Below are 15,583 nucleotides of genomic sequence, written 5' to 3' on the forward strand. Positions count from 1 at the left end.
CGTCCATGTAGACGGGATGCGTTTATTTGACTTCCTGAAGCAGCTTAGCGAAATCCTTCTGCAGGTCGCGGCTCAAGGGAATCTTGACGGAGGTATGCCTCAAATGAATTATGAATCTCCGAGAAGTGGGAAACCCGCTTTCCTTTACGAAGGAAACGACATGCCGAAGATTGACGAGATAGCCCTTGAAAGGGCTGAACATGTGAGGCGAACTTTGAGCCAGAATCTCAGATAAATTAGAGCTGGATTCCATTTGCGCACCATTCACCAGATGGATTCTGGAAAGACGCTTGTCTTCCTTTTCAACAAAGAGAATGGCGTCTTCGGAAATCGGGAGCTGTGATTTCTGATTTTTCACTGTAATCCATGTTGCTGTGGTAGGCTGTGGTTCTAGCGATATGCGGCTTCGCTCCAGCTGAATTTCAGCAATGGTTTTGCGGATCGCTGCTTGAAATTTCGGCAGTATGACAGGCTTAGAGAGAAAGTAGACAGAATCAAGTTCATGGAAGGCTGTCAAGATATGCTCGGTATTCGTGGTCCCGCTAACCATAATTACCTTCATTTGGTATCCAGAAAGGCGTAAGGCTTGAACAACGCTTATACCATCCAAATTACCTTCAAGGCCAATATCCATGAGCAGTATATCTGGTTGCAGCTTATCGTAATCTCGTAGAAATTGCTCTCCGTCCGACACGATCGAAATGACCTGCAATCCGCATTGCTGACAATAGCTTTCAAGTAATTGACCTACCCAATAGTTATCTTCTACGATGGCGACTGTAAAGCCGTGCTTCATTTGCTGATCTCACTCCAATCCTTTCTAAAAGAATAGCAGGAACTATGTCATCTTGTACGCTTTAACAGCCAACTTAGTCCACATTGAAGGAAAAGGTACGAATATCTTGTATACTTCTAATTGTATTTGGAATCATCAGGATGCTTAAAGAATGATGTCGTCGGATAGAAATGAGGGAAAGCGCAATTGTTTACATGGGTGAAATTGATACTAGGCATTATTCATTTTGTTCCCATGCTCTTATTCTCCTTATTGCTATTTCGGATTCGAATAAAGCCATATTGGAAACAAATAACGCTAGCTGTACTCGCAGGCGCAATGTCCACAATGGTCATTGACTCGCCTTTAATATTGGTTTGCATCATATGTATTTTACTTATGTGTGTCTGGAAATATCGTTTTGTACCCGCATTACTCATTGCGCTCTCTGGCTACATTATGCCTGTACTCGTGTCTACGACTGTCATTGTTTGCGTCAATTTCTCGCAAGAAGAAGCCTATACCGTTGTGAAAGATGACTTCACCAATACGATGGTGACCCGATTCTTAATTGTATTGGGAAAATTCATATTCCTTTATACGCTTTACAAACGGAGATTAGGATTTACTTTTCTTACACATTATACAAGAATTCCGTTCGCTCGAGAAAATGCTGTGGTTTATCTCTACATGATCGTAGTTTTCATCGGAATGATCTACCGACATGCATTTAGGGATAATATGTTCAGTGCAGTGATGCCCATTCAGATATTGAGTATGGCTACGATTCTCTTTATTTATGTCATGTTAAGTAAAGAACTGGGTCTTCAGCGATGAGGGACATCGATGACCCAATGATTCCACTGCGTGTCCATTATTATAAGCGACATAATCAAGAATTGTTTGATGATACTTCTTCTGTGGTATTGCTGCGGCAATAATGAAGGGTGCATTTTCATAGGTATCAAAATAAAGTTTGCCTTCTGAGGAGGCATACTTTTTTATTTTGTTCAGATTTACGAAAAGATGCATATCCAATTTCACAAAATGGTGTTCAGTTAATGTCTCAATAAAGTGTGTAAAGGCGACGAGAGATTCGACCTGCTCTTCTTTCATGCCATCTTCTGAAACGTAGAGAATCGTCTGAATGCCGAATTCAACATACCAGATGTCATCTAGATTCACTTGAGCCGGTTTCGACCAGGTGGAAGTTTCTTCTAGATATCCTGCCTTTTTTAGTAAATCAGTATACGGATATTGATATGCTTGTGCCAACTTCCTTAACGTCTCAGGAGATGGCTTAATGACATCATTGGTCGTTCGATTACGACCGAGCTCCAGATCCCTGATATATGCATGTGATAGGCCGCTTTTGTTAGCTGCTTTGCGCAATGAAGCTTTGCCTCGTAACGTTTCAAGAAACTTACCGAAATGATTGTTTGCTTCCATATGAAACACCCCCCTGTCTTACCTCATAAGATTAGTTTAAGTTTCCAACCTTCGAAACCGTCCATCTCATTGGTAATAAAAGTTACCTCTGTTTGCAGTCGCTCATCTGAGATGACATCGATAGAGGTTTCCTTAATATTATAAAGGATTGATAAAGTAATTGAAACCGTAACCAAGGGTTTATTTGCCAGTAGGTGCTCATTTAGAGATCTATGTTATAATGAATCAGCAAATTATTTGTGATTTTCATCATATGTACCCCCCGAATTGATATACATAAGGACGAAACTACTATACTGTGAGGTGGAAAGGTGCTACTGGTACTATTCAAAAAGTTTCTGGGTAAGAATGAGACCCACGGAAAAAATGAACCGCAAGCCTCTTCACTTGAGGTCACTATACATCAAATCCAATCAGGAGACCTACGACTAAGGAATCAATTTATTTCAGACTATCAGCCGTATGTAGCTAAAGTAACGAGCAGATTTTGCAAGAGATTCATTGATCCCGCACGGGACGATGAATTTAGTATTGCATTAGCCGCTTTTAACGAAGCTATTAACCAATACTCTTCGGTTATGGGAAGGTCTTTCCTTGGTTTCGCAGAGACGGTTATCAGGCGTAGGCTAATTGATTACATTCGTAAGGAACAACGCTTCAAAGGACAGATTCCTTATAGCTCTTTTGATCAGGAAGATGATGAAGATAACTTAATGAATCCGATCGAGGTTCATCAAGCGATTGAAGCCTATGAGAAGCAAAAGGGCTTAGAAGAAAGACGAAGTGAAATTATTGATTTTAATCGCTGCTTAAGTGATTTTGAAATTAGTTTCTCGGAGTTGACGGATGCCTCTCCGAAGCATGACGACTCAAGGCAGATGCTGTTCGGCATTGGCCGTACACTTGCACAGGATTCAGAGCTTATGCGCACTCTGTTGACGAAACGACAGCTGCCGATTAAAGAGCTGCTCGAGCAGGTTCAGGTCTCAAGGAAAACCTTGGAACGAAATCGTAAGTACATCATTGCAATTGCACTTATTTTTAACGGTCCTTATCCGTATCTACGGGATTACTTACATATTCGTGATGACGAAAGTTGAATGAAAGGAAGAACAGCGCATGAACAAGGGGATCGTAATGGAATTAAGCGAAAGCTCCATTATTGTAATGAATTCGGAGGGTCGGTTTGATAAGCTGCCAAGAGGGAAACGCAGCTGTGAGTTGGGTGAAGAGATTCTCTACGCACCCGTGAAGCGTCGGTTACAGGTGCCGCAAATGGCTATCGTGTCAGCATTAGCTGCAGCAATTGTCGTATGCTTCGTTCTGGTCTCAACCTTATCAGGAGGTGTACCAGGCAATAGTGTTGTTGCGTATGTAACGATTGATATTAATCCAAGTATTGAAATTGGCATTGATAGTCAAGAGATTGTTCGTGATCTTCATGGACTCAATACAGACGGTGAGGATTTGATTCAAGCCTTAGTGTTTGAAGGTAAATCCTTGGAGGATGTCACGTCTGCTATTCTTGATAAAGCTGAGCAAGGGGCACTGGCTAAAGGTGAAGGAGATATTATTATTTCCTCAACCGTTGTAGAATCGAAAACAACGATTAGTGATGAAGCCATTGCGACGAAATTGAAAGCACAGGTAGCTAAGCATATCGAAGATAGCCATCCGGACCGAGTGAAGAATTACGAAGTGCAAGCATTTGCTGCCCCGCAAGAGGTAAGGAAGGAAGCACAAGCGAGTGGTGTATCCGCAGGGAAATATGCGATCTATTTAAATGCCGTTGATAATGGTGTGAAATTATCGCTGGATGACATCAAAACGACTTCCATTCATCAACTTGCGAAAGACAACGGTGGTATTCAAACGTTCTTGAAACCAGATAAACCGATTGATAAGTCTTCTTTGCAAAGATTACTTGCTGACGAAAAGTCAGGTAAACTAAGTGAGCGCGCACAACAGACTTCAATTGCTGCCAAATCCGGTTCGGGCAATTCATCCAATAAAGATGACGATAAAAACGGTAAAAATAACAACGGCAAAGGGAATAACTCAGGGAGTAATACCCCGGGCAAAGTAACCAATAAACCAACGCCGACGTCATCATCAAAGAATGATAGAGACAATAATAACAAGAATGACAATAACGGCAGAGATAACAACGGTAGAGATAATAACAATACTAGCAATAATAACAACGCTAAGAACAACGGGAATGATAAGAACAATAACGATAACAACAATAAGGATGATGGTAAATCGACCCCAAAGCCTGATCGTAAGGACGATGACGATGATGATGGGAAGAAACCGACTGTAACGAAGAAACCAACCTCTACGCCGAAGGCTACCCCAACACCTAAGGCTACCGTAAAGCCTACAGTGAAGCCTACAAGCTCAAGTAAACCTACGGTGAGTCCGTTTTCAAATAATAACGGGAGATTCCCAGGTATAAATTGGGGTTGGGGAAACAACGATCGGGACGATAACAATAATCAAAATGAGGGAAGACGATAAAGTCTCCTGAATGTGTATTGAGTTTGGAAGGAAGAGCACCTGAGGCAATCGTCTCAGGTGCTTTTGCATGTAATCCATCTGTCGCACAACATGGAAAGTGGAACAGACTTGTATTACAATATTGAAGTGAAGAATGAAGTTCATGCGGGAGAGCATGATGATGAGCAAGTTATGCTGCTAATGTAGCAGCAAACCTAAGGGGGAATAGGGCTTGAGATATTCGACGTTTGGAAAGTCAGGATATAAAGTATCGTCACTAGGATTCGGCGCAATGAATCTGCCAGGTGTACCACTAGAGCAAGCAAGAGAAGCGCTTAATTATGCCTTGGATCATGGCATTAATTATATAGATACGGCAGCTGCCTATAGGAATAGTGAAGAAATTATTGGGGAGTGCATCTCGCATCGGAGACAGGAGTATTTCTTGGCTACGAAAACGGGAGCACGCGATTACGCAACTGCGAAAGCGGAAATTGAGAGAAGCTTGGTGCGTATGAAGACCGATCATGTTGATTTGCTGCAAATTCACTATGTGAATAATGTGACAGAATACAAGAAAGCGATGGAAGTCGGTGGCGCGTACGAGGCTGCGTTAGAAGCTCAACGAGAAGGGAAAGTACGATTTATCGGTATTTCTGGACACCGGCCAGACCTTCTTGTGAAATGGATTGCGAAAGGGCAATTCTCGCAAATTTTATTCCATCTGAATTTGGCGCAGCCCTTCGCACTTGATGAACTGATTCCCCAAGCAGCCGAGATGGATTTGATGCGGGTAGCGATGAAGCCTTTATCAGGCGGATTCATTCAACCCGTAGATCGGGCGATCCGTTATCCGTATAGCCAAGATGTGCATGTAACCATCTCAGGGATGGTTAGCGTCAAAGAAGTGCAAGAGAATTTAGATGCCCAAAATAAGGAAGTCGGGCCCGAGGAGCGCCGGGAGTTAGAGCAGCTTGCCCTAGAGCTAGGTGAACATGATTGCAGACGGTGTAATTATTGCTCATGCCCATTGGAAATACCGATCCCTGATGTGATGATCGCCAGTAAGTTCAGGGAGAAATTCGGCTTGCTGCCGAAGGGGGATGGATTTTTTGGGCGGCATAAGGAAAAAATAACAAGCTGTGCAGACCATGACCCTTGTAAGGTAGTACCGCTTTGCGAAGCCAAGTGTCCATACCAACTGCCGATGCAGTCAGTTGTGCAGAAGGCCGCTTCGTTTTATTAAGCGTGTAAGTTGTGGGATAACTGGAAAAAATACAGCTAATTTAATCAGATTTCCTCACTTAGGTGGAATAGATGGATTATATGTAGTTAATTTGCCGGGTTTGCGTAGTAAACGAATAGAATGCCAGAAATAGCTGGAGTTTTTCCAGTTAATTAGTAGTGCAGCTGGCAAGAGACTTGAAATTCGGATGAGGGCAGGGACAATTTCCTATGTTTACAAAAATAACAAACATAACGACGGGGGTTTACACCTCTTTGCTAGATAACACCACAGGGGCAGACGTGATTCTTGTCTGCCTCACAGAAGCAGAGCTGCGTCAGGACGGCGTCCTCGGCCTGCCGCAGCTCGACCAGGCCCTTGAGCGCATGCGCGCAAAGGGCTTATTCACGGGCGCCTCAGGCGAGCTCGAGGCGCTGCCGACCCACGGGCTGCTGCCGTACGCGTACGTGCTGGTTGCGGGGCTCGGCCCCGCAACCACGCGCGATACGCTGCGCGCAGCCGCGGTCTTTGCAGCGCGCAAGATGCTCGCGCTGCAGTTCGAACGCTTGGCGCTGAAGCTGCCAAGCGGCATTGAGACCAGGTCAGCCGTCACGGCGCTGACCGAAGGGCTGCTCCTCGGTACGTACCGCATCGCGGCGTACCGCAAGAACGAGCCTGCGCGCGCGGAGCTGCGCCAGGCGGTGTTGCTGACAGAAGCGGCTGCGGATGCAGCGCTTCTGTCAAGTGCGATCGCAGCCGCCGAGGCGGTTGCGGAGGGCACGAACTATGCCCGGGATCTCACGAACCTCCCGGGCAACAAGCTTGTGCCGGCTTCCATCGCAATGGAAGCCATGCAACTCGCCAAGCACTATGGCTTCGCCTGCGAAGTGCTTGATGAGCACGAAATCACCGCCCGCGGGATGGGCGGCCTAGCAGCGGTGGGCGCGGGCAGCGTCCACCCCCCTCGCATGATCACCTTGCGTTACACAGGTGATCCCGACAATGTCGACGTGCTGGGCCTCGTCGGCAAGGGCGTGACCTTCGATACCGGCGGCATCTCGATGAAGAAGCCCGACGGCATGGAAGAAATGATCAGTGATATGGGTGGAGCCGCCACACTGCTAGGAGCTCTGCACGTCGTTGGTCAATTGAAGCCGAAGGTGAACCTTATTGTGGTCATTCCGGCAGCGGAGAATATGACGTCGGGTAGCGCCTACCGCCCAGGAGATATCGTCAAGATGCTTAGCGGACATTCTGTGGAGGTGTTGAATACCGATGCGGAGGGTCGTATTATTTTGGCAGAGGGAATCACCTACGCGAAAGCGCATGGAGCGAACCGTCTGATCGACGTTGCCACGTTAACGGGAGCGATCCTTATCTCATTTGCAGATATTGCGACAGGGGCTGTAACGAATGACGACGAGTTCTTGAAGCCATTATTGCAAGCCGCATCAGCAGCAGGAGAGAAAGTCTGGCAGCTACCTAATTACCCCGAATATCGTGCGATGCTGAAGAGTGATGTAGCAGATATCAAAAACGCGACCTCCTCAGACCGCTGGGCAGGCGCGATTACGGCAGGTCTATTCATTGGTTACTTTGCTGAAGAAACACCTTGGATCCATCTGGATACCGGCGGTACAGCTTGGCTATGGTCGGCCAAAGGCATTGAACCCAAAGGGGCAACTGGTGTGATGGTTCGAACGTTAGCTGCGTATTTGTGCGGCGAGCAGCTCGCTTAGTCATTTTTTAAAATAAAAAATCACCCACGCTTGAGTCGTCTCCTACCTACTTGAATGCGAGTAGGCGGAGATCTCAAATGTTGGGTGATTTTATGCTTTCTGGGGGCCCGTTAAGCGCCGACCTGTTGGCCCATGGAAGCAGGTTGTTTGATGCTGGTTTGCTGCAGCTCTTGAATATCAGAAATACGAATAATTAGACGATTTACTTCATTGGTTGTATAGGAGAGTTGTTCCGTACGTTGTTGCAGCTGTGATAAGGAAATACCGATCCAATTCTTTTTGCGGCGGTGCGGAAGCAGATCGTATTTCAGAACAGTAAGCGTTGCCGCAAAAGGATCTGGCTTTACATACACATCTTTCCTATTATCCGCCAAATTGAAGAAAAGCTTGCCGCCATTCCATTTGATATTGCCTGGTTCAAAAAGGATCACAAGAAATTCAGAGTCCCCGCTGTCCTTACTCTCCATTGATATGACGCGAATAGCGCCGTTAGCTTTGGGCTTAATATATTGATTTGAGCGAATATCAGGTAGAAAAGGAACGACTAGAAGCGGGCAAACACTAGCGATATACAAATAAGTAGTTGACTCAAACTTGATAGAGAGTACAATGAAAGTCAAAAAGAGCAACAAGGTTGCGAGTAGACCCAAAAGTTTAGGTTTCATAAGTTTACGATGATCCCGCCTGACATGATAGATTAGGTAGTCACTACTATTTTACCATAAGCGCCCCATAGGTTGTAAACTATTAGATCCTGCTAACCTTGCTAGACAGACAAAAGGAGGTTTATGCCTATGAAATTATTCGATCCGAACGCGCGTAAGCCGAAGAGAAAGATGTCCACATACCGTAAAAGCTTATTCGTCGCGACATTCGAAGGCTTCCCTGCTGTTATTATTTTTCAGCTGTTGGGTGGTCCGTTCCTGACGGGTTATTTGATTTACTTGGGAGCAAGCTCAACCGAGATTGGCTTTATTCTGGCCATCACAACCGTCGTAAATATCGTACAAATTGCGATGGCGGTCATCATGCAAAAATTCCGTAATCGAAAACGTATGCTCATTATTTTCGGATCTACGCATCGAATTCTATGGGCTTGTGTAGGCCTTATTCCTTTTGTCTTACCGCAAGAGTACTGGGTTATCACGTATATGATTCTGTACACGGCCGCTCATCTAGGGAATGCCGCAGGGGGGATTGTGTGGACCTCCCTCATTAGTGATGCGGTACCTGGGCCGATTCGGGGACGTTATTTTGGACTGCGGAACACCATATTGGGGGGAGTAAGCTCGCTGGCTCTTTTCGTAGGCGGTCAGATTCTCGATAAATATCCGGGTGAGCAGGGCTTCACTTATATTTTTATGATCGTTAGTGTATGTGTGGTGCTCAATGTCATTGCGTACTTTATGTATCCCAATCCGCCTTTCGAGCCATCAACGGCTTCGAATCCGGTGGGTATGATCCAGAAGCCTTTAATGGACCGCGCTTTTCTAAAAGCGATTATTTTCTTGGCCGGCTTCCTCTTCGTTCAAGGGCTGACCGTGCCTCTTTTTTCCTACGTTATGTTGAAGCTGATGAACATTTCCTACGGGACGGTTTCCTATATAACAGTGGTACATACTTTAGTGATGATGGCCAGCTATTATGTATGGGGGAATTTGAACGCGAGATTCTCGGCTCAAACCTTGCTATTGTGGTCATTGCCGATCATTGCCTTGGCCTGTCTATTGTGGGGAGCGATCGCCTTCATTCCAGCAGTCGCTGTGCTGTTTGCTGTTCATATTGTGCTCGGCATAGGCTTAGGCGGCTTCAATCAAATGGTATTCGCTTTTACAATTGGGGATACTCCGAAGAGTGAGCGTCCGATGTATATTGCGACGTACTCGGCGATCACGGGCTTCGCGGCTTTCTTAGGACCTGTTGCAGGCGGGAAGATTTATGCCCTAATTGCGGATCAACCTGAGTGGGTGCAGGTATATGGTGTATCCACATTAGTTGGTGCAATCTTGCTCATACTTGGCTTATGGGTAGGACGTTATGTATTACGAACACAAATAAGGAGTGGCGTTTAACATGTCTAAAAAGAGAATTGGCCTTATCGGCTTAGGAGATATTGCGCAAAAAGTATATTTACCGCTGCTGTCCGTCAATGAACAAGTGGAACTCGTAGGGATTGTGAGCTCTACGCCAGCAACCGTTGAACGGATGAAAACGAAGTATCGGGTGCCGTTCGGGTCGACGCAGTTGGATGAACTATTAGCGCTTGGGTTGGATGCTGTTTTCGTACATAGCCCGACATCAACACATTTCGATATTGCGATGAAATGCATGGCTCATGGCGTAGCGGTCTATGTGGATAAACCACTTTCGTATACGTGGGCAGAGTCGGTGGAAATGGCTTCGTACGCGGAACGAAAAGGTGTATTGCTCGCAGCCGGCTTCAACCGTCGCTATGCGCCACTTTATATGGAGGCGAAGCAATGGTTGCAGGAGGCTGGAGGCTTTGATGTGGCATCAGCCGTAAAGCATCGCACCAAGCTGCAAGGACACAGCGCCAAAGAAACGTTGTACGACGATTTGATCCACATGCTGGACACGTTACTTTGGTTGGGAGAAAGTTCTTATGAGGTGAAAGCCTCCCATCAGCTGGTGGATGACAGCGGTAAGCTGCTGCATGCATCGGGTACGCTTGGCTTCGGTTCTGCAATTGGCTCCTACAGCATGGTGAGATTAGCCGGCGTAGATTTGGAAAAGGTGGAGCTGCACGGCAGCGGAAGATCCGTCGAGGTGACGAATTTGGAGTCAGCGTTCTTCTACGATAAAAATGCTGCTCCGCGCCTGCGCACCTTCGGCAGCTGGGATACGGTGCTGGAGCGCAGAGGCTTCGCCGGCGTGGTTCAGCATTTCTTGAATTCACTGGATGATCCGAATGCTTGCGGCATTCGGGGGGATCTAGTACTGGCTTCGCATCAGTTGGTGGAGAAGCTGTCGGTGTGAGAGTGTTGGCAGGACTCGAGTCTGACCACGAACCTGCCCCTGAACTCGGACCTGAACTTGAACAAACCTGAACGTGACCCGAAGCCCTCATCTTGTTTAGACAAGGTGTGGGCTTTTTCATGATTTTTTTAGCGTGCAAAAAAGTCCAATGATAGAATCTAAGATTACATGTAGGCTGAAGGTGATAGAGTTCATATAAGTAGGTATTGTTCACCCTGTAAATGAAGTATTGTTCAGTGTTAAACGGAATGTTGACTACACAGGAGAGGGCTTTAGTTCTAACATATAAACAAGCAGTGATGACATCGCTTTGCGAAATTCAGCGTACGGGAGGATACAACACTCATCACTCAACTCAACCACAAAAGGAGACGGAGCATGATGCATAAAAAGCACAAACTGTTAGGATGGTTTTTGCTGTTGATAGTCATTACATCTCTTAATCTCACCAAACAATCGGAAGCTTTAGCCGCGCCAGCAGCACCTACGACTTACTTCCAGGATGATTTCTCGGATGGTGATTATACGACCAATCCTGTATGGACAGCAACCTCTGGAACATGGAAAGTGAATACGGATCCCACAGATGCGAGTAATAAAATGTTAAATCAGACGGACGCTGGGGAAGGTATCATTACCGCAGGGGATTCTACGTGGACGAATTCTACCGTTACCATGCGTTTCTATACAGGTGCCGGTGGAGCTTATCCGGGTATTCTGGCGCGAGTTCAGGACTATAGAAACTTTTATTATTTTCAAATGCAAACGACCACTGCCTTGGTTCTTTCCAAAAGAATTAACGGTACAGATACAACGTTAAGAAGCTTCAGTTATCCCATGAACAAAAACACATGGTATACGCTAAAAATGGTTACGGTCGGCAATTCCATTCGATGCTATATCGTAAACAATGGCGTTGATAAACTAATTTTTGATGAGTCGGATACGACATTTCCAAGTGGTAAAATCGGAATTCGGAATAAATGGCAAGCCATTTATTTGGATGATGTGAAGGTAACAGACGCACCGGCTGTCAACACTTCAGTGGTTCAATCCAACACCCAAACCAACTCCACGATATCCCTGAATTGGCCGCAAGTAGACGGGGCAACAAGCTACAATATTTATCGTTCAACGACGGCAAATAACGGGTATACCTTTGTATCCAATAGCACAACCAACAGCTTTGTGGATACCGCGTTACTTTTTGATACCGCGTATTATTATAAAGTAGCCTTTGTGTATGGCGGACTGACGGAATCGCAATGGTCCACCGAAATAAGTGTTCGGACTATGCAAGCGCCACCTGCAGCACCTACGGGACAGACTGCAACAGCTGTAAACTCCTCGAAAATCAATTTGAGCTGGACAGCGGCAGTTAAGGCAACCGGATATCGGGTGTATCGTTCTTCTGATGCGGGAAACACGTTCACTCAGGTGTATGATGGGACAGCCTTAAACTATGTAGATACAGGGTTAAATCCTAACACAGCATATAAGTATCAAATCACAGCGTATAACACGATTGGTGAATCACCAGCAGCCTCTGTTCAGGCTACTACCTATCGCTACGATGCCCCTGGAAATTTCCAAGCAGCTTCCGTCACGGATAACACAGCTGCATTAACCTGGGATGTTGTGCAAGGAACAACCGTTACGTATCAATTAAGCAGATCCTCAAGCGCGACTGGAACTTATAGCCAGATATACAGCGGTACGAATACCGTGTTTATTAATACTGGCTTAACGCAAGGCACAGGGTACTTTTATAAACTAGTTGCCGTAATAGATGGGGTAACATCTGCCTTATCAGATCCGTTGGGCGTAGGTACCTTGAGAACTGCCATTACAACTGGTACGGTATGGTCAGATCTCAGTGGTAACCCTATTGATGCTCATGGGGCAGGTATCATGTTTGATCAGCAAACACAGAAATACTACTGGTATGGTGAGTACCACAAAGGAGCGTGGCCTTCAGCGGGAGTAAGAGTGTACTCTTCCACGGATTTGTACAATTGGAAAGATGAAGGCATGGCACTCTCGATGGTCAAATCGATGGATGATTTTACGAGTGATCCGTTCATTTCCACGCTGTATGCGGGTAGAACCGATACATTAAATATCTGGGCAGATATTAGAGCGGGCCGGATTATTGAAAGACCGAAAGTTATTTATAATGATACAACTCATAAATACGTGATGTGGGCTCATATTGACGGCGATAAAGACCCTTATAATAACAATGCCAATTATGGAAAAGCGCAAGCTGGGTATGCCATAAGTGATTCACCTACGGGCCCATTTATCTACCAAAAGAGCTACAGAATGGATCAATCTCCACCAGGTCAGGTTGATTACCAGCCTGGCAACCCGGGTATGGCACGCGATATGAATCTGTTTAAAGATGATGATGGTACGGCCTATCTCATCTATTCCAGCGAAGAAAACCTAACAATTTACATTTCCAAGCTGTTGGAGGATTATTCAGACATTGCAGGCTGGCACAAGGATGGGAATGTAGACGTGAATGGCAAACCTGTCCGGGATACAAGTTACAAGTCCGTTTACGGCGTTGATTATGTAAGAGTATTCCCAGGTACCCAGCGTGAAGCCCCAGCCATATTCAAATTCAACGGAAAGTACTACATGTTAACTTCGGGAGCTACGGGATGGTCTCCGAATGAAAATAAATTCAGCGTTGCGGATACGATATTTGGTCCATGGTCAACACCGGTTAATCCATTTGTCCGAACATCGACATCCGATCCTGACCCAATGACAGCATTTAAATCTCAAACGACAGCAGTCATTCCGGTTGACCCTGCGAAAGGAAAATTCATCTATGTGGGGGATGATTGGAATGGTGGGCAGTTTACTACAAATGGCGGTGCCAAGTATATTTGGCTGCCAATTGAGTTTGGTCAAGGTACGGATATCTCCATAAGATGGTATAACAGCTGGACCACAGATTTACTAAACAGTATGGGGAAAATGGACACCAAGTTGAAATTACCTGAGGTCATTGCGACGGGGACAGATTTGGTTTTACCTAATCAGATTGAAGTTACGCCAAGTGGAGCTGCCGTTGCAACGACAACAGCGGTTACGTGGTCAGTCAATTCACAGTCCATAACGCCGAACACATTTAGTCTTCCGGGTGTCTACACGTTACAGGCCGTTCTTCCACAGTTTAATAATAAAGCGTTGCGTTTTAAAATCTACGCAATTCCTGATAAGACCATCTATTTTGTAAATAGCAGTGGTTATGCGACAAGTGACTACAGCCTGTTGACCTCTTACCTTCAGGATACACTGGTGAATAAGGACGTAGTTGAACAGGCGTATAATGCAGCCGATCCGGCTCCTTGGGGCTATGTAGGAACGAATTCAAATTCAGCAGGTTCAGCTAGTGGGGATATGTTCTCAACACTCCGATATTTGAATGGTGGAAATGTTAGTAATTCTCCTGCGGGGACGGACCTGACCTACAAGTTCAATGTGAAAAATGGTTCCTACACGGTGTACACAGGCTTCAACGATATATGGAATAATGCCTCCAGAAAGGCAGACTTGTATATCAATGGGGTTAAAAAGAATGCCATCACGTTTATATCCAATACGGTCTATGGTCATTCGGTTGATGTGACGGATGGCACGATCACGGTGACAGTGAGAAATACCGCATCACAGGATCCATTGATCAACTGGCTGATGATCGTTGATCAAACGCAAATGCACGATCCTTTGATGGGACTTCAAATCGTTTCGATACCATCAAATTCTGCTGCATTAGCTTGGAATAAGGTGATCGGAGCTACTAGTTATACACTGTACAGATCAACAAGTGTAGATGGCTCCTATACGCCTATCTATCAGGGAGCAGTAACGACCTTCACAGACAGTGGCATTGACCCTGCTGTACGCTATTACTATAAAGTCACGTCTAGCAGTGTAACTGTCGAATCGGCAATGTCAGATTCAGTCTCTATCCTTTTAGATCAAACGAAGCCCGTTACCGAATTTGCTATGGCAGGTGCGGTTACGAATGGCTGGCACACGACGAATGTCGTATCGCTGAATGCTACCGATGATTCTTCTGGCGTAGCTAAAACAGAATACACATTAGGGGATGCGGTAGATTGGAAGTTGTATTCAGGGGCGATTACACTACCCCAAGACGGTACTTATACAATCCAGTACCACTCCGTGGATCGGGCAGGCAATGTGGAAGAAGTGAAACAACAGACGATCAATGTGGATGTAACACTTCCTAGCTCTAAGCTTATTATCAATGGCAATGAGTTAAAGGATGGAGGCTCTTTTGATGACAATCTGCCTCTAACCTTTCAAGTATCCGATAATTTATCAGGTCTAGCATCTGCTCAGATCAGCGTTAGTGGTTCTGTATATGCGGTTGATCTGACAAAGGGACCGAGTGTGGTTATTGATTTCGTTGGAAAGGTTGGCAGCTATGATGTGACCATTACCGCGAGGGATAAAGCTGGTAATCAACTGCAACAGAATCTCCAAATCCATGTAACGACCAGTGTAGCATCCATGAATCAGTTGCTTGATCGTTATAATGCTTCTCTAAGCAATTCATTAACATCTCAGTTGAGCAATGCCCTTAAGCAAGTGCAGCATAAGCTGGATATGAACCGACCAGATCAGGCAGCCAAGCATATGGAGGATTTTGTGAAACACCTGAATAAAGCAGCTATCGGAAAAGATATTGATAACAGCGACGTTAAAGCTATCTTTCTTGGAGACGCGAATGCATTGATCAAGCTATGGTCAGGTGAGTAAATTCTTGTTGTTATCTTAAGCAAAAACACCGTTTCAGCTGGCTGAATGCCAACATGAAACGGTGTTTTTTAGGTTTATATAAGGCTCAGC

12 protein-coding genes are annotated in these 15,583 nt (G+C 45.5%); 9 read left to right on the forward strand and 3 right to left on the reverse strand.

Annotated features, from left to right (window positions below; all coding sequences use genetic code 11):
• Nucleotides 1-22: 22 nt before the first annotated feature.
• Nucleotides 23-796: a LytR/AlgR family response regulator transcription factor gene (locus AC58QG_RS31515; protein ID WP_497365986.1), complete on the reverse strand. Its 774-nt coding sequence runs from the start codon at nt 794-796 to the stop codon at nt 23-25.
• A 186-nt stretch (nt 797-982) separates the two neighbouring features.
• Here AC58QG_RS31515 and AC58QG_RS31520 point away from each other — a divergent pair, with 186 nt between their 5' ends.
• The gene (locus AC58QG_RS31520) at nt 983-1,612 is read left to right on the forward strand and encodes a hypothetical protein (protein ID WP_497365987.1); all 630 of its coding nucleotides are present in this window, start codon (nt 983-985) and stop codon (nt 1,610-1,612) included.
• On the opposite strand, the gene AC58QG_RS31525 is transcribed toward AC58QG_RS31520, so the two are convergent.
• Entirely contained in the window at nt 1,583-2,224 is a 642-nt protein-coding gene (locus AC58QG_RS31525; RefSeq protein WP_497365988.1) for a helix-turn-helix domain-containing protein, read from the reverse strand. The genes AC58QG_RS31520 and AC58QG_RS31525 overlap by 30 nt on opposite strands.
• Nucleotides 2,225-2,535: 311 nt before the next feature.
• Here AC58QG_RS31525 and sigI point away from each other — a divergent pair, with 311 nt between their 5' ends.
• From sigI to AC58QG_RS31550, 5 genes are all read left to right on the forward strand, one after another.
• A complete protein-coding gene (gene sigI, locus AC58QG_RS31530; RefSeq protein ID WP_497365989.1) occupies nt 2,536-3,324 on the forward strand; it encodes an RNA polymerase sigma factor SigI in 789 nt (262 codons plus the stop codon).
• 19 nt (nt 3,325-3,343) lie between these two features.
• Nucleotides 3,344-4,747, forward strand: a complete 1,404-nt coding sequence (locus AC58QG_RS31535) for an anti-sigma factor domain-containing protein (protein ID WP_497365990.1) — start codon at nt 3,344-3,346, stop codon at nt 4,745-4,747.
• Between the two features lie 63 nt (nt 4,748-4,810).
• Complete coding sequence (locus AC58QG_RS31540; RefSeq protein ID WP_497365991.1) at nt 4,811-4,933, forward strand: hypothetical protein; 123 nt, start codon at nt 4,811-4,813, stop codon at nt 4,931-4,933.
• Nucleotides 4,934-4,958: 25 nt separating this feature from the next.
• A complete protein-coding gene (locus AC58QG_RS31545; protein WP_497365992.1) occupies nt 4,959-5,972 on the forward strand; it encodes an aldo/keto reductase in 1,014 nt (337 codons plus the stop codon).
• 209 nt (nt 5,973-6,181) lie between these two features.
• Nucleotides 6,182-7,690 (forward strand): leucyl aminopeptidase, encoded by a 1,509-nt coding sequence (locus AC58QG_RS31550; protein WP_497365993.1) that lies wholly within the window; start codon nt 6,182-6,184, stop codon nt 7,688-7,690.
• 110 nt (nt 7,691-7,800) lie between these two features.
• Here AC58QG_RS31550 and AC58QG_RS31555 read toward each other — a convergent pair whose 3' ends face one another.
• Nucleotides 7,801-8,355, reverse strand: a complete 555-nt coding sequence (locus AC58QG_RS31555; RefSeq protein WP_497365994.1) for a hypothetical protein — start codon at nt 8,353-8,355, stop codon at nt 7,801-7,803.
• Nucleotides 8,356-8,484: 129 nt separating this feature from the next.
• On the opposite strand from AC58QG_RS31555, the gene AC58QG_RS31560 reads away from it, so the two are divergent.
• The 3 genes from AC58QG_RS31560 (at nt 8,485) to AC58QG_RS31570 (ending at nt 15,493) form a co-directional block, all read left to right on the forward strand.
• Nucleotides 8,485-9,762 (forward strand): MFS transporter, encoded by a 1,278-nt coding sequence (locus AC58QG_RS31560; protein WP_497365995.1) that lies wholly within the window; start codon nt 8,485-8,487, stop codon nt 9,760-9,762.
• A gap of 1 nt (nt 9,763) precedes the next feature.
• Nucleotides 9,764-10,687, forward strand: coding sequence for a Gfo/Idh/MocA family protein (locus AC58QG_RS31565; protein WP_497365996.1), 924 nt, complete (start codon nt 9,764-9,766; stop codon nt 10,685-10,687).
• 378 nt (nt 10,688-11,065) lie between these two features.
• The gene (locus AC58QG_RS31570) at nt 11,066-15,493 is read left to right on the forward strand and encodes an OmpL47-type beta-barrel domain-containing protein (RefSeq protein ID WP_497365997.1); all 4,428 of its coding nucleotides are present in this window, start codon (nt 11,066-11,068) and stop codon (nt 15,491-15,493) included.
• Nucleotides 15,494-15,583 lie beyond the last annotated feature (90 nt).

The sequence above is a fragment of the Paenibacillus sp. J22P169 genome (assembly GCF_059691995.1).